We start from the raw sequence: 16,341 nt of genomic DNA, 5'->3' as shown, positions 1-16,341 counted from the left end.
CGGGCGCTTGGATGTCGCTCATTCGACCGATTTGACCTGTGCGGTCGGTGCTTTCTGGTTGCCCCAGAAGGCCGGATCGTCGACATTCTCCTTGGTGATGGCAGCGCCGGGGATCTTGATGTTCGGACCCCATGCTTCCTTGGTGACGACGCCCTTCAGGCCGAGCACGTCATATTCGCCGGGCTTGATCTCTTCCTTCTTGGCGATCTTGTCCATGAAGATGGCGACGGCCGCGGCCTGCGCATAAAGCGGCTGCTCGACTTCGACGTTCAGCCAGCCCTTGCGGATCAGGTCGAGACCGACAGGAGCGCCGTTGGAGCTCATCAGCATGACATCACCCGGCTTCTTGCCTGCGGCTTCGAGCGAAGCGACGGCGGCGACCGAGAGATGCGCGGCATGACTGAAGATCAGGTCGATATCAGGGTTGGCAAGCATCTGGTCGGACACGATCGTTCCGGCGTTGCTGGCTTCCCACTGCATGGCAGGCACCGAGATGATCTTCACGCCCGGGAAGGCCTTCATCTTCTCTTCGAAGCCCTTCTGGATGTCGAGCGTGTAGGGATCGCCGGGATCGCCCAGAACCTGGAGAACCTTGCCCTTCACGTCGCCATTCTTTGCCTTCAGCAGCTTTTCTGCCTGTTCGGCCGCCACATAGCCGATCTCGATCGTTCCGGCGACCGATGTGAAGTCCGACTGCGTCGAGGTGATCTGCCGGTCGAACTCGACGACCGGGATACCGGCGGCGCGTGCGGCCTCGATCGATGGTTTCAGCGCGTTGAAATCGACGGCGGCCAGAATGATCGCCGAGGGCTTCAAGGCAATGACATCGTTCATCTGCGACTGCTGCGCATCCGTCTTGTTGTCGGCGTTCAGCGTCTTCATTTCGTAGCCGGTCTGCTTGAGAAACATCTCAAGCGCGCTGACCGAGCCGGTCTGGAATTCATCGAGCAAGGTCGGGACGAGGTAATAGACCGTTCCCTTCGATTGCGCGAAGGCGGTCGTCATCAATGAGATGCCGAGCGCCAGAACGGTCAGCGCGGCTAAGGCTATTCGCTTCATGTCGTTCTCTCCTTTTGTGCCGGACCCTCAATTTTTATGGTCTCACCGGTCCGGCACCGGCGAGGCTTTGTCCGGTGATCATTTCAATCACCGCGTCTGCATTTGTCTTTGATGTCTCGACGTCGCCCGCGACGACGCCCTGGCGGATCACCACGATCCGGTCGGCGACCTGGAAGGCCTGCTGCATGATGTGGGTAATGATGACGACGCCGATGCCCTGGTTGGCCACATGGCGGATCATCTCGAGGCCGCGGCGCGTCTGCTCGACACCGAGCGCTGCAAAGGGTTCGTCGAGCAGCACCAGCTTGCCGCCCCAATGGACGAAGCGGTTGAGCTCGATCGCCTGGCGCTGGCCGCCGGAGAGATGCTCGACCTTGGTGCGGAGCGACGGGATGCGGGTGCCGGCATTGGCAAGCGCATCTCCGACGACCTTTTCCATCGCCCGCTCGTCGAGGAAGGGAATGCCGAGCACCTTGCGGGTGATTTCGCGGCCCATGAAGAAATTGGCGACGACATCGACATTGGTGGCGAGAGACAGGTCCTGATAGACCGTCTCGACACCGGCGGCCTTCGCCTCGGCCGGGGTCTTGGCCACATAGTCGCGACCTTCGAAGAGCATCCGGCCGGACGATGGTTCCAGCCCGCCGGAAATGATCTTCACCAACGTCGACTTGCCGGCGCCATTATCGCCCAGCAGTGCCACGACCTCGCCCTTGCCGATCGAGAAGCTGACCCCCTTCAGCGCTTCGATAGCGCCGAAATTCTTGCGGATATTGTCGAGCACCAGCAGCGGTTCGCTCATGCGGCGATCCCTTTCTCGTCGGGGGTGGAAAACATCTGGCCGAAGCGCGGCGACAGCAGGCTGGAGACGGCAAGCGCTGCCGCGCCGCGGAGCACCGAGTTCTGGCAATCGCTCGCCATGACCAGCCGCGGATGCTTTCGATCCTTGCGGGCGGCGACGGAATTCGGCAGGCCGGCCGAGGCCACCAGCTTTTCGATGAGGTCGGGTGGCGCCAGCCCGCCGAGCACGATCGTCTGCGGGTCGAGCAGGTTCTCGATGGTGCGGACGGCGTTGTGGAAGATCGGCCGGATTTCCTCGGCCCACATTTGCTGCGACACGCCGCGGCGATTGAAGGCGTCGAGAGAAAGATAGCGTTCCAGGCAGCCGCTGTTGCCGCAGGGGCAGGGCTCGCCATCCGGTACCGCCGGGATATGGCCGATTTCGCCGGCATTGCCCCAGCCGCCGCGCATCACTGCGCCGTCGTGAACCATGGCGCCGCCGAGGCCGACGCCGAAATAGAGATAGTAGTAGTTGGAGAATTGCGAGCCAATTCCGTAGAGCTGTTCGCCGAGTGCCGCGCAGGCCATGTCCGTGTCGATGAAAGCAGGCAGATCGGCGGCTTCCGCCAGCCGCTCCTTGAGCGGCACGTCCTTCCAGCCTGCCATTGTCGTCGCACCGATGAAGCTCATGGAATCGATGCCGAAGGGACCCGGCAGCGCCATGCCGGCTCCCAGGATGCGCTTGCTGCCACCGGCGCGAAGTTCTGAGACCAGTTCGCCGATCAGCTGGAACGCAAGATCGGGCGCTACATTCGGCGCGGTGCGATAGGCGCTCTCGACGATATTGCCGTTGAGATCGACCAGTGCCGCGTCGATACCGAGCGGGGTTAGGTGGATGCCCGCGACATAGCCGCCCTGCGGATTGATCGTCAGCACCGATGGCGGAATACCGCGCCCCCTCGGCTCTTCTCGGACCGAGAGGATGTAGCCCTGCTCTTCGAGTTCGCGAACGATGGTCGAGACTGTCTGCACCGTCAGGCTGACGCGCTTGGCGATGTCTGCGCGCGTCACCGGACCGTTCAACCGGATCGCTTCGAGAACGATACGCCGGTTATACGGACGCCCTGATTCCTGATTGGTACCACGCAATGTCATGCCACAGCCCTCAGAATGTCATCAGCTTGGCACCGAGTTTTTATTTAGTCAAATGGTTTTCATAAATAGCTCCCGCATGCTGTTTTGGTCCTGTCGAGATGCTATTCCCGCCGTTCGAATTGATGGGTTTTGATCAAGAATCTGACCGCGATTTTCCGGCCGATCGCCTAGGTTCTGATCAAACGCGATGAATTCGGGAGGATCGGATGAGCAACTGGGTGAAGGCCTGCGAGATCGATGATGTCGAGAACGAGGACGTGATCCGTTTTGATCACGGCGGAAAGACCTTCGCCGTCTACCGCAGCCCCGATGACAGCTTTTATGCGACGGATGGGATGTGCACCCACGAGAAGGTTCATCTCGCCGATGGTCTGGTCATGGACCACATCGTCGAATGTCCGAAACACAACGGACGCTTCGACTATCGCACCGGCGAGGCAAGGGGCGCGCCCGTCTGCGTCAACCTCCGGATCTATCCCGTCAAGGTCGAAGACGGCGCTGTGTTTCTCGGACTGGAATGACGCCGATGCAGCATTTCGTCATCATCGGCGGCGGCCAGTGCGGCGCGCGCGCTGCCTTCGCGCTACGCGATCAGGGCTTCGATGGATCGATCACGCTTATTGGCGACGAGCGGCATCTGCCCTACGAACGGCCACCGCTTTCCAAGCAGCATATGCTGGCGCCCGATGGCGCTGAGCCGCCGTTTATCGCAGGGCGGTCGCAATATGACGAACACGGAATCGTGGTCATCGCCGGCGATGCCGCCACTGCGATCGATCGCGAGCGCCGCGCCGTCGAATTGGCAAGCGGCCGGCGAATCCCCTACGACAGGCTGCTGATCGCAACCGGTGCGGCCCCGCGGCGCCTGCCCGCGGCCGAGGGGCTCGAGCATGTTTTCTATCTGCGAACCCACGACGATGCGGCGGGCCTTGCTGCGCGGCTGTCGGCGGGCGGCCACGTCGCGATCATCGGCGCGGGCTTTATCGGCCTCGAACTAGCGGCGGCTGCCCGCCAGCGCGGGCTTGAGGTCACTGTCATCGAGGCATTGCCGCGCATTCTGATGCGGGGCGTGCCTGTGGAGATCGCCGCAAAGGTCCAGGCGCTTCACGAAGGCAATGGCGTGCGGATCGTGTGCGGCGCCGGTATCGAGCGGCTATCCGGTGACAGCGATGGTGTCGTCCTGGCCCTCATCACCGGTGAAATCCTGAAAGCCGGTACGCTGGTGGTGGGCATCGGCGCTCAACCTCGCTCCGAACTGGCTGTGAAGGCCGGTCTCACCGTCGAGAACGGCATTGCCGTCGATACCAGCCTGCAAACCTCGGATCCGGCAATTTTTGCGGCTGGAGACTGCTGTTCATTTCCCTATGACGCGAGGCGAATCCGGCTGGAGGCCTGGCGGAATGCGCAGGATCAGGGCGCGCATGCGGCCGCCGGCATGCTGGGTGCTGTCAGCCCCTACGAGGCCGTCCCGTGGTTCTGGTCGGATCAATATGATTGCACGCTGCAGATCGCCGGTCTCGCCGACGGCGCGGTTACGAGCGTGCGCCGGGAAATCGAGCCCGGGACATTCATTCTCTTCCACCTCGGCGAAGACGGGCGCCTGCTTGCCGCCAGCGGCTTTGGACCCGGCAATCGCATCGCCAAGGATATCCGCCTCGCCGAAATGCTGATCGCCAAGCGGGCAAAACCCGATGCCACAGACCTTTCGCAGGTGTCGGTGAACTTGAAATCGCTGTTGCCGCGCGCTTAGCTTGAATTCCCTAAAGCGGAATCCCGAAAGGAACATCGATGACAGAGGTCAGGATAGGCATCATCGGCACCGGCGTGATGGGGAGTGACCATGCGGCGATCCTTGCTGAAGGTGTAGCCAATGCGCGGCTCACCGCTGTTCAGGATTTCAGCCGGGAGCGCGCGATCGCAGTTGGCGAGGCCTCAGGTGCCCGTGTCTTTGCCGGTGCGGATGAGCTGATCGCCGACCCGGATGTCGACGCCGTCATGGTTTGCTCGCCCGATGAAACGCATGCTGCGCTGGCGCTGAAGGCGATTGCCACCGGTAAGCCGGTCCTGGTGGAAAAGCCGCTTGCGGCTGGCATCGAGGATGCCGAGGCGATCATCAGTGCCGAAACCAATGCCAGGCGCCGTCTGGTGCAGGTCGGTTTCATGCGCCGCTTCGATCCCGGCTATCGCGAGATGAAGCATACGCTGCAATCGGGCGAACTCGGCCGTGCGCTGTTTCTCCACTGCATTCACCGCAACGCAGTGGCGCCCGATTATCTGACCTCGGATCTGGTGATTGCCAATTCGGCAGGCCACGAATTCGATATTGCCCGCTTCCTGCTGGACGAAGAGATTGCCTCGGCCTTCGTCACCAGCCCGCCGCCGACGCGGAATGCGCCGAACCGCCAGCCGCAATTCATCCTGCTGCAGACCGCATCGGGCGTCGTCATCGACATCGAGGTCTTCACTGACGCCCAATACGGATATGACGTGCGCGCCGAGCTCGTCTGCGAGGACGGAACCGTATCGCTGGATCCGTCCCCGCATACGATGCTTCGCGCAAAGGGCCATGACGGTTTCCGCACCCCGCCCGATTGGCGGCCGCGGTTCCGGCAGGCCTACCGGGCACAGCTGGAAGCCTGGACGTCCGGGATACTCACCGGGCAGCCAACCGGCGCCAGCGCCTGGGATGGCTTCATGGCGATGCAGGTCACCAAGGCCTGCCTTCAGGCCTGGAAGTCGGGCGAGCGGGTGGCGGTCCCGCAACACGAAAAGCCCGATTTCTACTGATCACGCGGCAGTCCGGGCCCAGAGCGCCCGGATCTCGTCCTTCAGAAACAGCGCCTCCTGCCAGCGGTCGGTGCTGTCTTCGCCGTCGCGGCCGGTTATGGCATAGGGTTTCGGGCCGAGCTCGCAGGTGAAGGCGAGGGTGTCGCTGGCGCCTGCCCGCTGCCGCCAGCTGCGGAAACCGTAGTCCCACCAGCCCATGAACAGATCGACCCACGGCCGGTGATGCGGGAAGGAGATCTCGATCTGCACCTGCTCGCGCGAGGCAACGCGGCCATGAAAGGCCCAGGAGCTGTCGAGAACGCGCTGCATCATTTCGTGGTTCTCATCGGAGACCGGCCAGGCGAACTCGCGGCCAACGAGAAAATGCGAGAGATCGCCGAGCAGTTTCAGATCCGGAAGCCGGTCCATCAGGTCGAGGGTGAAGAACAGGTCGGTGGTCATCCGGTCGCGATGTGTCTCGATAAAGACCGGAATGCCGGCCTCTTCTGAAAGCCGATGCCAACCCTCCAGCAGCGGCAGGCAATCCTCGATCCGGCGCAGCCGGACGTCCGGCTGCAGGCAAAGATGGGCGACGCCAAATTCTGCGGCATTTTCCAGCGCCGGTTTCAGCTCGTCGATCGTCTTCGGAAAGCATTGCCCCTCCGCCTTCAAGCCGTGGTCCTTCAGCAAAGCGGCAAGTGGCCGGACATAGGCGCGGTCATACCAATGCGCGCTCACGCCGTCGAAACCGGCCTCGGATATCAGGCCGATATTCTCCTCGAGCGCGCGCTCCGGGGTGAGTGCGCTTCGAAGCTCCATGGCCCAAAGGGATTGGAAGACGGTGAGGGATTGCATTGCTGGCCTCGTCGTTAGTTAGAGGTTCTGGGCGCTGACGGTCATGAAGCGCACCGGATCGGTGATGACCTCGGTGCGGATGATGTCGAGCTTGCGCAGGATGAGATCGACGGAGCGCCGCGCCTGCACTTCGGGCGCCTGGTCGAGACAGATGTCCAGCAGGCCGGTTTCCAGATAGCGCTTCTTCTTCTCGGTCAGCTCGTGTCCGACCCAGAAGATATCACGCTGCCTGGCCCATTGCTGCAGGACGATGGCGACACCTTCGTCGCCGCCGCCGGCCGAATAGACGCCGATGATTTCAGGATCGCGGCGGAGCGCCTCGCCGAGCAGTTCGGCGCATTGCAGATCATCGTCGCGTCCCATCATCACCAGCGATACCGCGTGGCCATTGGCACCCTTCTCGGTGAGGTAATCGGAAAAGCCCTGGATGCGCTGGCGATGGTTCGAATAGGCCCCGCTATGACAGATCGCGGCGAAGTTTCCGCGCCGGGCAGCCAGCATGCCGGACATGTAATAGGCGGCGCTGCGCCCGGCGGCATAATTGTCGATGCCGAGATAGGGAACCTCTTGGTCGTCGCAGCGGGTGACGACCTGGGCGACCTCGACGCCAGCGGCGCGCACACGCCGCAGGCTCTCGATGACCTTCGGGTGATCCTGCGCGCAGATGATCAGCCCGGAGCGGCGAAAGCTCGGATTGGCGATGTGATGGGCCATGCCGATCGGATCGCTTTCCTTGATGAAGGTGCGATGCAGGATGACGGCGCGGTCGAGCGATGCGGCAATGCGCTCGAAGGCCTGGTTCAAGCGGGCGAAGAAGCTGGTTTCAGGGCGCACCAGAATGACCTCGATGCGGATGGCGCCGCGATGCGTTTCCGTCGAGCGCTCGCCGTAGCCAAGTTTCTTGGCCGCACGGATCACCTTTTCTGCCGTCTTCTCGGTGACGCCGCCGCGGCCGTTGATGACGCGCTCGACGGTGGCGATGCCAAGCCGGGCCTCTGTGGCGACATCCTGCAGTGTCGTCTTTTTCATCAAAACCTCCCCAAAACTCCGCTCGACAGTCAAGCATTGCAGCGCCTCTGGCGAAATCGCTCAGTTGATCAAAACACATCAAGACAGCGATGGGAAACGGCACTATTGCTGCGGTAATTTTCCGGCACGAGTTGGAGGATATCAGATGGACGACACACTTTACGGGAAGCGCAACAAACGCGGCGACTGGGCGCCTTCCAAGCTTATTCAGTATCCGCCTGTGTTCATCTGGCCAGTGCAGCCGCTCCGTTTCCTGAAATGGGTGTTCGGCTATCCGGGCTATCTGATGCCGTGGAACGTGCTTTATGCGGCGATCGGCACGCTGCTCTGGCTCTATGCAACGCCGTCGCTCGAGACGGCAAAGACCTTCTCGATCGGCTGGATTGCCTATCTGCTGGTGCGCAACGCCGCAATCGTCTTCGTCTTCTTCGGCGCGTTCCACCTGCGCCTCTACATGCAGAAGAAGCAGGGAACGAGCTTCAAGTTCAATGCCAAATGGCCCTCCGTCGGCAATGATGCCTTTCTGTTCGGCAATCAGACGGTCGATAATGTCATCTGGACTTTCGCCAGCGCCGTGCCGCTCTGGACGGCTTTCGAAGTGCTCACATTGTGGGCCTTTGCCAATGGCATCATTCCCTATGTCTCATTCGCCGAGCAACCGGTCTATTGCGCCGTGGTCATGCTCTTGATCCCGACATTCCGCGACCTGCATTTCTATCTGGTCCACCGGCTGATCCACTGGCCGCCGCTCTATCATGCCGTCCACAAGCTGCATCATAACAACGTCAATCCCGGCCCCTGGTCAGGTCTTGCCATGCACCCGATCGAGCACCTGCTGTATTTCTCCGGCGTGCTGATCCATTGGATCGTTCCGTCGAACCCGGTTCATGCGATCTTTCATCTGGCGCATGCCGGCCTTGCACCGGCGCCCGGCCATGCCGGTTTCGACAAGATCGTCGTCGGCGAGGAAAGCGCCATCGATACGCACAGCTACGACCACTACCTTCACCACAAGTATTTCGAGTGCAACTACGCCGATGGCGTGATCCCGCTCGACAAGTGGTTCGGCACATTCCACGATGGTTCATCCGAAGCGCAGGAGCGCATGGACAAGCGGTTCATGGAGCAGGCCAGGCGCCGCGCAGAAAAGAAGGCGCGCCGCGAACAGCAGGCTGGCTGATCCTCCCAGGTGAACGACCCGCAGGCCCGGCTTCTCCGCCGGGCCTTTTGCTGTCCGGATCCCTGCAAATGAGGGATTTTCATCAATTTTTCCGCGGACCGCGCGATCTTCCCCGGCTAACGTTTTCCTGCGGCCGGCTGGCGCCGCCTTATCTCTGGGAGGAGAGAAAATGCTGAAATTGCTGACCACCAGCGCGGTTGCCCTGGTGCTTGCTGGGCAGGCGCACGCGGCCGATCGTATCGGTGTTTCGATGGGGACGCTCACCAACAATTTTCAGACGCTGATCGTCAACGGCATGCAGGATTATGCCAAGTCCGTCGGTGTCGAGCTGCAGATCGAGGATGCGACGACGGACGTCAACAAGCAGCTCGACCAGGTCAAGAATTTCGCTGCCGGCGGCGTCTCGGCCATCATCGTCGATCCCGTCGATTCAGATGGCACGCCGGCTCTCAGCAAGGTTGCCGAGGATGCCGGCATCCCGCTGATCTACGTCAACGTTCAGCCGACCGATCTTTCGACACTCGGCAAGCAACAGGCTTTCGTCGGTTCAAACGAGGCCGAATCCGGCACGCTGCAGACCAAGGAAGTCTGTCGCATTCTGGGCGGCAAAGGCAATGTCGTCATCATGATCGGCGACCTGACGAGCCAGGCCGCGCGTCAGCGCACTCAGGACGTCCATGACGTCATCGCGACGCCTGAATGCAGCGGCCTGAAGGTCGCTCAGGAGCAGGTCGGTAACTGGAGCCGCGTCAACGGCGCCGATCTGGTCTCCAACTGGCTGACATCGGGCTTGGAGTTCGATGCCGTTCTTGCCAACAACGACGAGATGGCGCTCGGCGCCATCGCCGCATTGAAGAATGGCGGCGCATCCACGGAGAAGATCATCGTCGCCGGTATCGACGCCACGCCGGAAGCCCTGCAGGCGATGAAGGCGGGCGACCTGAAGGTCACGGTCTTCCAGGATGCCAAGGGTCAGGGCAAGGGTTCGATCGATGCGGCTTTGAAGGCGATCAAGGGCGAAAAGATCGACCGCGAGGTCTGGATCCCGTTCCAACTGGTGACGGAGAAGAACATGGCGGACTTCGAACATCTGAACTGAGGCGCGGCTCGCCTCACGGGCCGCGTCATGAAGGCCACGCAGCGCTGACCCGCTCGTGGCCTTTTCACGCGCTCTCAGGTGGCAGGAAGCGGTTCGCTGATGACGACGAAATTGGCGCAGGAATGCTCGACATTGGCAATGCGGATGCGCAACTCGCGCCGCGATGTCAGCAGGAAGAGAAACACCTTCTTGGCGCGCTGTGCCCGCCGCAGGATCTCTTCGCCGCCAAACAGCAGGCCGTCACGCTCACCGAGTTCGAAGGCCACGTGCTCGCTGTAATTCTCGTCCGTAATGGTGATTGTCCCGAGACCCGACAGCATTGTGAGCATTCCTCATCATGAGGAATGACTTTTGTCGAAGTCCTAATTTAGTGCAACACGGTGTTCCGGTTTTCCACGGGGATGTTGGAACACCTAGAGCGGACTTTTGGAAAACGGCTAGCTTCGCGTCACGCCGTGTGAAGGCGTGCCGTCCGCGATCGCGCATTTCATTCCGTCTCCTCAGAACTTGACGCCGACGCCGATCATGATCGTGTTCTGGTTCAGATCGAAATCACCGCCCGCCGCACCGCCGAAGTTGCCGCTGCCGTAGTCGGTATAGCGATACTCGCCGCGGGCAAAGATGTTCTGGGTGAAGGCGTAGTCGATACCTGCGCCGATCGTCCAGCCGTTCAGCGTGTCGGAAACATCTGAAGCCCCGGTCGGATGACCTTCTGCCCGTGCGATCGCCCAGCCGGCGGTTCCGTAGAGCAGGGCGTTGTCGAAGGCATAGCCGACGCGGGCGCGGACCGAGCCCTGCCATGTCGTCTCGACGGAGCCAAAGGCCGTGTCCTCTTCGTTCCAGTTATGGAGGACATCGCCTTCGACGCCGATCACCCAGTTATTGTCGAACTGGTAGTTGTAGCCGGCAAAGCCGCCCAGGATCCCGCCGTTGGCGTCGACATTGGATGCACCGTCAGGATCGAACGTCGTCCAGCTATAGCCACCCTCGGCACCGATATAAGGGCCCGACCAGGTGAAAACCGGCGTTATTGCCTCCGGTTCAACCGGCGCAGGCGGTGGTGTCAGGTCCGCGGCCTGGGCTGATATTCCCGCCAGCGAAGCAGCAAGAACGGTGAGAATAGCGAATTTCATATTCGGTCTCCCTAAATTGCATGACACTTAGATAGGTAGCCCTGGGCCAAAAGTCTCTAGCCCTTTCGATCACAAATGCCTGGGCGCTGCGCAGGCGGCGGATCCACCATTGACAGTCCTTTGAAAACGCGACAGTTTCCCGCCCATTCCGAGGGGAGCATCTGACGATGCTGAGATGGCGCTGAGCCGGACCCTTGAACCTGATCCGGGTCATGCCGGCGTAGGAACGGAACAAGATGCCGCCGGTATCTCCCTTCGTCTTCGCTTTGCCTGGATCTCCATTGCCGTCTGGAGATCGCTTCGCAATGTCTGTTCTGCTGCGCTCACGCCCCTCAGTTTCCACTGACACCTGAACGATGCGCCCTCTCAACGCTCTCTATGGTGCAGTTTTGCTGCTTGCGATCTGGCAGGTGGTCATCTGGCTGTTTGCGCCGGCGCATTTCATCCTGCCTTCACCGCTGTCGGTCGCTTCGGTCTTTGTGCGGCAGCCGCTGTTCCTGCTGGAGCAGAGCCTGACGACGGCGCTTGAGATCGTGCTGGGATACGTCTGCGGAGCAATCTCAGGTGCGGCGGCGGCCTTCGTGCTGTCGGCCTTTCCGGCCGCCGGGGCGCTGGTCTGGCCGCTGGTGCTGATCCTGCAGGCCTTCCCGGTCTTTGTGCTGGCGCCGATCCTGGTCATTTGGCTCGGCTTCGGCATGGCTTCCAAGGTCGCCATGGCAACGATCATCATCTTTTTTCCCGTCGCTTCGGCTTTTGCCGACGGGCTGCGCAGGACCGAGCGCGATATCCTCGATGCCGTATCGCTGACAAATGCCAGCCACTGGCAGACGCTGGTCCGCATCCGGATGCCGCTTGCCGTTCCGGCACTCGTTTCAGGTCTGAGGATCGCTGCGCCGCTGGCGCCGCTCGGCGCCGTGATCGGCGAATGGGTCGGCGCGTCGGCAGGCCTCGGCTTCGTCATGGTCCAGGCCAATGCGCGCATGCAGACCGACATGGTCTTTGCCGCCATGGCGGTGCTGGCGGCGATGACGCTGATCTGCCGGGTGGTGGTCGACAGGCTCACCTCCGGCTGGACGCCGTGGGCAACCACGCGCTGAACGATTTTCAAACTGCACATTCATGGAGCAAACATGCTGCGTCTGATATCCGCCACCTTCCTTGCCCTTGTGGCGCTCGCTTCGCCGTCGCTTGCCAACCACAAGCTGACAGTGATGCTGGAATGGTTCGTCAACCCCGACCACGCACCGCTGGTCATCGCCGGGCAGAAGGGCCTGTTTGCCGCGCAAGGGCTGGATGTCGAGCTCATCCCGCCTGCCGATCCCTCGGCGGTGCCGCGGCTGATTTCCGCCAAGCAGGCTGATATCGGCATCCATTACCAGCCCAACCTCTACCTCGACCACGAAGCCGGACTGCCGCTGGTGCGGGTCGGCACGCTGGTCGAGACGCCGCTCAACACCGTCACCGTGCTTGCCGATGGACCGATCAAGAGTCTTGCCGATCTGAAGGGCAAGAAGGTCGGCTTTTCCGTCACCGGCTTTGAAGACGCGATGCTGAAGCGGATGCTGGAAAACGCCGGTCTCACGAAAGAAGACGTAGAGCTGGTCAACGTCAATTTCGCCCTGTCGCCATCGCTGATCGCAGGCAAGGTCGATGCCAATGTCGGCGGCTTCCGCAATTTCGAGCTGACGCAGATGAAGCTCGAAGGACATGAGGGCAAGGCGTTCTTTCCAGAAGAAAACGGCGTGCCGCCCTATGACGAGCTGATCTTCGTCACCCATCGCGATTCGATCGCCGATCCGCGGCTGCCACGTTTCCTCGCGGCCGTCGAACAGGCCTCGATCTTCATCACCAACCACCCCAAGGAAGCCTGGCAGCTGTTCGTCAAGGCCTACCCCAATCTCGACGACGAGCTGAACCGCACAGCATTCTTCGACACGCTGCCGCGCTTCGCCAAGCGTCCTGCGGCGCTCGATACCGGCCGCTACCAGCGGTTCGGGACCTTCATGCAGGAGATGGGTCTGGTGAAGACCGCGCCCGATGTTGCGGACCTTGCCGTCGAGGTAAAATAGCCCTGTGGCGGCCCTGCCACGGCGCCGTGCAAATGTCCCCGGCCGTTAACTGAACGTTGTGGCCGGGGCCACGCGTTAACTATTTGTTAACCACGAAGCAGGTACACCGAAGCAATCAAAAATTAACCAAGATTGCTAATGTGTTAACCGACGCGCGCTCCATCCGTATCAAAGGCCGTTCGTTCCTGGCGGTCGTTTTGACGCCCGATCTGCCCTTCGATGAATGGCTGGTCCGGCTCGACGATCTGGCCAAGCGTTCGGCAGGCTTTTTCCTGGGAAGGCCGGTTGTCCTCGATGTCGCCGACCTCCAGGCGGACCGGGCTCAGCTGAAGTCGATGATCGCTTCGCTTGGCGAACGCGGCGTCCGGATCATGGGCATCGAAGGCGCGCGGCCATCGCAGCTCGACGCTACCATGCCGCCGGGCATGAGCGGCGGCCGCCCGGCACCGGATGTCGATGTCGCCGACGTGCCGCAGGCGAAGGAGCCGGCGCCGAAGGCTGAGACGCAGGTGCAGGCCACTGCGCCCGTTCAGGTAACGCGCGCCACATTGTCGTCGATGGTTCTGCACGAGCCGGTGCGCTCGGGCCAGTCGATCATCTTCCCGGAAGGCGACGTGACGATCATCGGATCGGTCGCTTCGGGCGCCGAGATTATCGCCGGCGGCTCCATCCACATCTACGGCGCGCTTCGCGGCCGGGCGCTGGCAGGTTCGGTCGGCAACTCGTCGGCCCGGATTTTCTGCCGCAAGCTGGAAGCAGAATTGCTGGCGATCGACGGCATCTACAAGACGGCAGACGATCTGCCTGCCGAACTGCGCGGCCAGCCTGCGCAGCTCTGGCTCGAAAACGACGCGATCCTCGCATCGCGGCTGATTTAACGGACGAATGGTTTAGGACAGGAGAGGGGATATGGGTAAAGTCATAGTTGTTACCTCGGGCAAGGGTGGCGTTGGCAAGACGACCTCTACGGCCGCACTCGGCGCCGCTCTGGCGCAGCGCAACGAAAAGGTCGTCGTCGTCGATTTCGACGTCGGCCTGCGCAATCTCGATCTCGTCATGGGTGCCGAACGCCGGGTCGTCTACGATCTGGTCAACGTCATCCAGGGCGATGCCAAGCTCTCGCAGGCGCTGATCCGCGACAAGCGGCTGGAAACGCTGTTCCTGCTGCCGGCCTCGCAGACGCGCGACAAGGATTGCCTGACCGCCGAGGGCGTCGAGCAGGTCATCAACGATCTGAAGCGCAATTTCGACTGGATCATCTGCGACAGCCCGGCCGGCATCGAACGCGGCGCGACGCTCGCCATGCGCCATGCCGATATCGCCGTCGTCGTCACCAACCCCGAGGTCTCCTCGGTTCGCGACTCCGACCGCATCATCGGCCTGCTCGACTCCAAAACGGCCAAGGCCGAAAACGGCGAGCGGATCGAAAAGCACTTGCTGCTCACCCGCTACGACGTGACGCGCGCCGAGCGTGGCGACATGCTGAAGGTCGATGACGTGCTGGAAATCCTCTCGATTCCGCTGCTCGGCATCATTCCGGAGAGCATGGACGTCCTGCGCGCGTCCAATATCGGTGCACCGGTGACGCTCGCCGATCAGAACACGGCGCCGGCCAAGGCCTACTTCGAGGCTGCCCGCCGCCTGGCAGGCGAAGTGGTGCCGGTTACGGTACCTGGCGAGAAGCGCGGCCTGTTCGGCAAGATTTTCGGACGGAGGGCAGCATGAACGTGTTCAACTTCTTCCAGAAGAAAAAGTCCGCGCCTGTTGCCCGCGAGCGGCTGCAGCTTCTGCTCGCCCATGAGCGCATCACGCCCGGGGCCGACCTGGTCTCGATCCTGCGGGAGGAAATCCTCGCCGTGATCGCCAGGCACGTGGAAATCGACGGCGACCGGCTGCAGGTGAAAATCGACCGCGGCGAGCATGTCTCGGTGCTGGAGATCGACGTCGAAATTCCGGCGAAGGCAGCGCAGGCGGCTTAAGCCCGCAAGATGCTCGGCCTTGGTGCCTCGAAAGTCCTGCGCCCGCGTTTGCATCCAAAGATGACGCGGGCGTTTTCGCGGATCGCCTGTTCCCGGTCTATGCAATCGATCAGGATGATATCGGCAGGCGAGCCGACCTCGATCGGCTGCTCATCCCTGCCCATGATCCGCGCTGCCGAGGTGCTGATCATCTCGAAGGCCAGTTGCATGTCGCTGCGCCGCGAAAGCTGCGCGACATTGGCATAGAGATTGGCCATTCTCAGCAGCGATGCATCGCCATACGGCGTGAAGGGATTGAGGATATTGTTGCTGGCGATCGAGGTCAGCACCCCTTCGAATGCCAGCAGATGGGCTGGTGCCACGCCGCGCGGCACCAGCCGGTCATGATCGCGGCCATTCAGGAACAGATCAGTGGAGGGCAGTGTCGTGACGGCGATGCCCGCCGCTTTCAACTGACGTGCGAGCGACTGAACTTCGTCCGGCGCCATCGCGGAGAGGCTGGTCATGTGGCCGAGCGAGACGCGGTCCTGATGGCGGCGGCGCACCGTCTCCTCGATGACCGCAGGCAGATTGGTCTTCTCCGGCGAAAGATCGAAATCGAGATGGAAATCGATGGCGGTGCCATGCTTCTCCGCCAGATCGAAGATCATCCGGATCTGGCCCCGCGGATCGAGATCGATATAGGGCGCTCCGCCGACGAGGTTGGCTCCATCCGCGAGCGCCGCGTCGAGCATTTCAAACGTCTGCGGCTCGTTTGTCAGTCCGTCCTGTGCGAAGGCGCAGATCTCGATATCGATCGCGAAGGCATAGTCTTGGCGGATCTGCTTGATCGCCTCGAAGGAGCGCATGCCGGCGCGCGGATCGATCTCGACGAAGGTGCGCATGCGCATTGTGCCGTTGACGATCGCTTTTTCGACGACGCGCGCCGCGCGGGCATAGACGTCCTGCTCGGTGAAATCGGCCTTGGCTTTCGCCGTCTCACTGATGGCCTCGGCCAGCGTTCCCTCGCATATGCTGCAACGATCGAGGATGCAGGCCTTGTCGAGATGAACGTGGCTGTCGGTAAAACCACGGCTGGCAAAGGCGCCCTGAGCATCCGTCGTCTCGATGGCCTCGCAGACGAGGTTCGCACCGATCGCCGCGATGCGCTCTCCGGCGATGCCGATATCGACAGGCCCATCGAAAGGCTCGAGGCGCGCATCGCGGATCAGCAGATCGAAAACCGGCGTGCTCATCA

18 protein-coding genes and 1 riboswitch are annotated in these 16,341 nt (G+C 61.8%); of the genes, 10 read left to right on the top strand and 8 right to left on the bottom strand.

The genetic code is table 11. The features are described from left to right. Positions 1 to 18 precede the first annotated feature (18 nt). Genes AC1DIJ_RS01755 through AC1DIJ_RS01745 form a run of 3 tightly spaced genes read right to left on the bottom strand, consistent with a single transcriptional unit; the run spans position 19 to position 2,994 of the window. Positions 19 to 1,059: a sugar ABC transporter substrate-binding protein gene (locus AC1DIJ_RS01755; RefSeq protein ID WP_112388611.1), complete on the bottom strand. Its 1,041-nt coding sequence runs from the start codon at positions 1,057 to 1,059 to the stop codon at positions 19 to 21. A gap of 34 nt (positions 1,060 to 1,093) precedes the next feature. After that, positions 1,094 to 1,861: an ATP-binding cassette domain-containing protein gene (locus AC1DIJ_RS01750; RefSeq protein WP_112388610.1), complete on the bottom strand. Its 768-nt coding sequence runs from the start codon at positions 1,859 to 1,861 to the stop codon at positions 1,094 to 1,096. After that, positions 1,858 to 2,994 (bottom strand): ROK family transcriptional regulator, encoded by a 1,137-nt coding sequence (locus tag AC1DIJ_RS01745; RefSeq protein WP_112388609.1) that lies wholly within the window; start codon positions 2,992 to 2,994, stop codon positions 1,858 to 1,860. The genes AC1DIJ_RS01750 and AC1DIJ_RS01745 overlap by 4 nt, the downstream gene beginning before the upstream one ends. A 206-nt stretch (positions 2,995 to 3,200) precedes the next feature. Here AC1DIJ_RS01745 and AC1DIJ_RS01740 point away from each other — a divergent pair, with 206 nt between their 5' ends. The 3 genes from AC1DIJ_RS01740 to AC1DIJ_RS01730 are packed head-to-tail and all read left to right on the top strand — an operon-like array spanning position 3,201 to position 5,781. Further along, complete coding sequence (locus tag AC1DIJ_RS01740; RefSeq protein ID WP_112388608.1) at positions 3,201 to 3,515, top strand: MocE family 2Fe-2S type ferredoxin; 315 nt, start codon at positions 3,201 to 3,203, stop codon at positions 3,513 to 3,515. Between the two features lie 5 nt (positions 3,516 to 3,520). Continuing rightward, positions 3,521 to 4,744: an NAD(P)/FAD-dependent oxidoreductase gene (locus tag AC1DIJ_RS01735; RefSeq protein WP_112389024.1), complete on the top strand. Its 1,224-nt coding sequence runs from the start codon at positions 3,521 to 3,523 to the stop codon at positions 4,742 to 4,744. A 38-nt stretch (positions 4,745 to 4,782) separates the two neighbouring features. Next, positions 4,783 to 5,781 (top strand): Gfo/Idh/MocA family oxidoreductase, encoded by a 999-nt coding sequence (locus AC1DIJ_RS01730; RefSeq protein WP_112388607.1) that lies wholly within the window; start codon positions 4,783 to 4,785, stop codon positions 5,779 to 5,781. Here the strand turns inward: AC1DIJ_RS01730 and AC1DIJ_RS01725 are convergent, their stop codons facing one another. Both AC1DIJ_RS01725 and AC1DIJ_RS01720 read right to left on the bottom strand, forming a co-directional pair. Beyond that, on the bottom strand, positions 5,782 to 6,615 hold the full coding sequence (locus tag AC1DIJ_RS01725; RefSeq protein WP_112388606.1) for a sugar phosphate isomerase/epimerase family protein: 834 nt from the start codon (positions 6,613 to 6,615) through the stop codon (positions 5,782 to 5,784). An 18-nt stretch (positions 6,616 to 6,633) separates the two neighbouring features. Continuing rightward, positions 6,634 to 7,644 carry a LacI family DNA-binding transcriptional regulator gene (locus tag AC1DIJ_RS01720; RefSeq protein ID WP_112388605.1) on the bottom strand — a complete coding sequence of 337 codons (1,011 nt, stop codon included), beginning with the start codon at positions 7,642 to 7,644 and terminating at the stop codon, positions 6,634 to 6,636. Between the two features lie 145 nt (positions 7,645 to 7,789). Here AC1DIJ_RS01720 and AC1DIJ_RS01715 point away from each other — a divergent pair, with 145 nt between their 5' ends. Together AC1DIJ_RS01715 and AC1DIJ_RS01710 are read left to right on the top strand one after the other, a co-directional pair. Next, a complete protein-coding gene (locus tag AC1DIJ_RS01715; RefSeq protein WP_112388604.1) occupies positions 7,790 to 8,824 on the top strand; it encodes a sterol desaturase family protein in 1,035 nt (344 codons plus the stop codon). 169 nt (positions 8,825 to 8,993) lie between these two features. Next, a complete protein-coding gene (locus AC1DIJ_RS01710; protein WP_112388603.1) occupies positions 8,994 to 9,923 on the top strand; it encodes a sugar ABC transporter substrate-binding protein in 930 nt (309 codons plus the stop codon). 74 nt (positions 9,924 to 9,997) lie between these two features. Here the strand turns inward: AC1DIJ_RS01710 and AC1DIJ_RS01705 are convergent, their stop codons facing one another. Together AC1DIJ_RS01705 and AC1DIJ_RS01700 are read right to left on the bottom strand one after the other, a co-directional pair. After that, positions 9,998 to 10,243, bottom strand: coding sequence for a hypothetical protein (locus tag AC1DIJ_RS01705; RefSeq protein WP_112388602.1), 246 nt, complete (start codon positions 10,241 to 10,243; stop codon positions 9,998 to 10,000). 180 nt (positions 10,244 to 10,423) lie between these two features. Then, complete coding sequence (locus AC1DIJ_RS01700) at positions 10,424 to 11,056, bottom strand: outer membrane protein (protein WP_112388601.1); 633 nt, start codon at positions 11,054 to 11,056, stop codon at positions 10,424 to 10,426. Between the two features lie 141 nt (positions 11,057 to 11,197). After that, positions 11,198 to 11,300: riboswitch (TPP riboswitch) on the top strand. Between the two features lie 112 nt (positions 11,301 to 11,412). On the opposite strand from AC1DIJ_RS01700, the gene AC1DIJ_RS01695 reads away from it, so the two are divergent. From AC1DIJ_RS01695 to minE, 5 genes are all read left to right on the top strand, one after another. Beyond that, positions 11,413 to 12,153 carry an ABC transporter permease gene (locus tag AC1DIJ_RS01695; RefSeq protein WP_112388600.1) on the top strand — a complete coding sequence of 247 codons (741 nt, stop codon included), beginning with the start codon at positions 11,413 to 11,415 and terminating at the stop codon, positions 12,151 to 12,153. Between the two features lie 33 nt (positions 12,154 to 12,186). Beyond that, positions 12,187 to 13,125 (top strand): ABC transporter substrate-binding protein, encoded by a 939-nt coding sequence (locus AC1DIJ_RS01690; RefSeq protein ID WP_112388599.1) that lies wholly within the window; start codon positions 12,187 to 12,189, stop codon positions 13,123 to 13,125. A gap of 131 nt (positions 13,126 to 13,256) precedes the next feature. Beyond that, the gene (gene minC / locus AC1DIJ_RS01685) at positions 13,257 to 14,003 is read left to right on the top strand and encodes a septum site-determining protein MinC (RefSeq protein ID WP_112389023.1); all 747 of its coding nucleotides are present in this window, start codon (positions 13,257 to 13,259) and stop codon (positions 14,001 to 14,003) included. A 31-nt stretch (positions 14,004 to 14,034) separates the two neighbouring features. Then, the gene (gene minD / locus AC1DIJ_RS01680; RefSeq protein WP_112388598.1) at positions 14,035 to 14,850 is read left to right on the top strand and encodes a septum site-determining protein MinD; all 816 of its coding nucleotides are present in this window, start codon (positions 14,035 to 14,037) and stop codon (positions 14,848 to 14,850) included. Continuing rightward, positions 14,847 to 15,104 carry a cell division topological specificity factor MinE gene (gene minE, locus AC1DIJ_RS01675; RefSeq protein ID WP_112388597.1) on the top strand — a complete coding sequence of 86 codons (258 nt, stop codon included), beginning with the start codon at positions 14,847 to 14,849 and terminating at the stop codon, positions 15,102 to 15,104. Before minD ends, minE begins: the two co-directional genes overlap by 4 nt. On the opposite strand, the gene AC1DIJ_RS01670 is transcribed toward minE, so the two are convergent. Continuing rightward, a complete protein-coding gene (locus tag AC1DIJ_RS01670; protein ID WP_112389021.1) occupies positions 15,101 to 16,339 on the bottom strand; it encodes an amidohydrolase family protein in 1,239 nt (412 codons plus the stop codon). The two genes, minE and AC1DIJ_RS01670, sit on opposite strands and share 4 nt — an antisense overlap. Positions 16,340 to 16,341 lie beyond the last annotated feature (2 nt).

The sequence above is a fragment of the Rhizobium sp. 10N427 genome, assembly GCF_056394605.1.
This window is presented reverse-complemented; position numbering and strand designations above follow the sequence as displayed.

What these genes read in the sequence shown, in the direction of transcription:
- AC1DIJ_RS01755 (WP_112388611.1), bottom strand. Translation starts at nt 1,059, where the DNA reads ATGAAGCGAATAGCCTTAGCCGCGCTGACCGTTCTGGCGCTCGGCATC.
- AC1DIJ_RS01750 (WP_112388610.1), bottom strand. Translation starts at nt 1,861, where the DNA reads ATGAGCGAACCGCTGCTGGTGCTCGACAATATCCGCAAGAATTTCGGC.
- AC1DIJ_RS01745 (WP_112388609.1), bottom strand. Translation starts at nt 2,994, where the DNA reads ATGACATTGCGTGGTACCAATCAGGAATCAGGGCGTCCGTATAACCGG.
- AC1DIJ_RS01740 (WP_112388608.1), top strand. Translation starts at nt 3,201, where the DNA reads ATGAGCAACTGGGTGAAGGCCTGCGAGATCGATGATGTCGAGAACGAG.
- AC1DIJ_RS01735 (WP_112389024.1), top strand. Translation starts at nt 3,521, where the DNA reads ATGCAGCATTTCGTCATCATCGGCGGCGGCCAGTGCGGCGCGCGCGCT.
- AC1DIJ_RS01730 (WP_112388607.1), top strand. Translation starts at nt 4,783, where the DNA reads ATGACAGAGGTCAGGATAGGCATCATCGGCACCGGCGTGATGGGGAGT.
- AC1DIJ_RS01725 (WP_112388606.1), bottom strand. Translation starts at nt 6,615, where the DNA reads ATGCAATCCCTCACCGTCTTCCAATCCCTTTGGGCCATGGAGCTTCGA.
- AC1DIJ_RS01720 (WP_112388605.1), bottom strand. Translation starts at nt 7,644, where the DNA reads ATGAAAAAGACGACACTGCAGGATGTCGCCACAGAGGCCCGGCTTGGC.
- AC1DIJ_RS01715 (WP_112388604.1), top strand. Translation starts at nt 7,790, where the DNA reads ATGGACGACACACTTTACGGGAAGCGCAACAAACGCGGCGACTGGGCG.
- AC1DIJ_RS01710 (WP_112388603.1), top strand. Translation starts at nt 8,994, where the DNA reads ATGCTGAAATTGCTGACCACCAGCGCGGTTGCCCTGGTGCTTGCTGGG.
- AC1DIJ_RS01705 (WP_112388602.1), bottom strand. Translation starts at nt 10,243, where the DNA reads ATGCTGTCGGGTCTCGGGACAATCACCATTACGGACGAGAATTACAGC.
- AC1DIJ_RS01700 (WP_112388601.1), bottom strand. Translation starts at nt 11,056, where the DNA reads ATGAAATTCGCTATTCTCACCGTTCTTGCTGCTTCGCTGGCGGGAATA.
- AC1DIJ_RS01695 (WP_112388600.1), top strand. Translation starts at nt 11,413, where the DNA reads ATGCGCCCTCTCAACGCTCTCTATGGTGCAGTTTTGCTGCTTGCGATC.
- AC1DIJ_RS01690 (WP_112388599.1), top strand. Translation starts at nt 12,187, where the DNA reads ATGCTGCGTCTGATATCCGCCACCTTCCTTGCCCTTGTGGCGCTCGCT.
- minD (WP_112388598.1), top strand. Translation starts at nt 14,035, where the DNA reads ATGGGTAAAGTCATAGTTGTTACCTCGGGCAAGGGTGGCGTTGGCAAG.
- minE (WP_112388597.1), top strand. Translation starts at nt 14,847, where the DNA reads ATGAACGTGTTCAACTTCTTCCAGAAGAAAAAGTCCGCGCCTGTTGCC.
- AC1DIJ_RS01670 (WP_112389021.1), bottom strand. Translation starts at nt 16,339, where the DNA reads ATGAGCACGCCGGTTTTCGATCTGCTGATCCGCGATGCGCGCCTCGAG.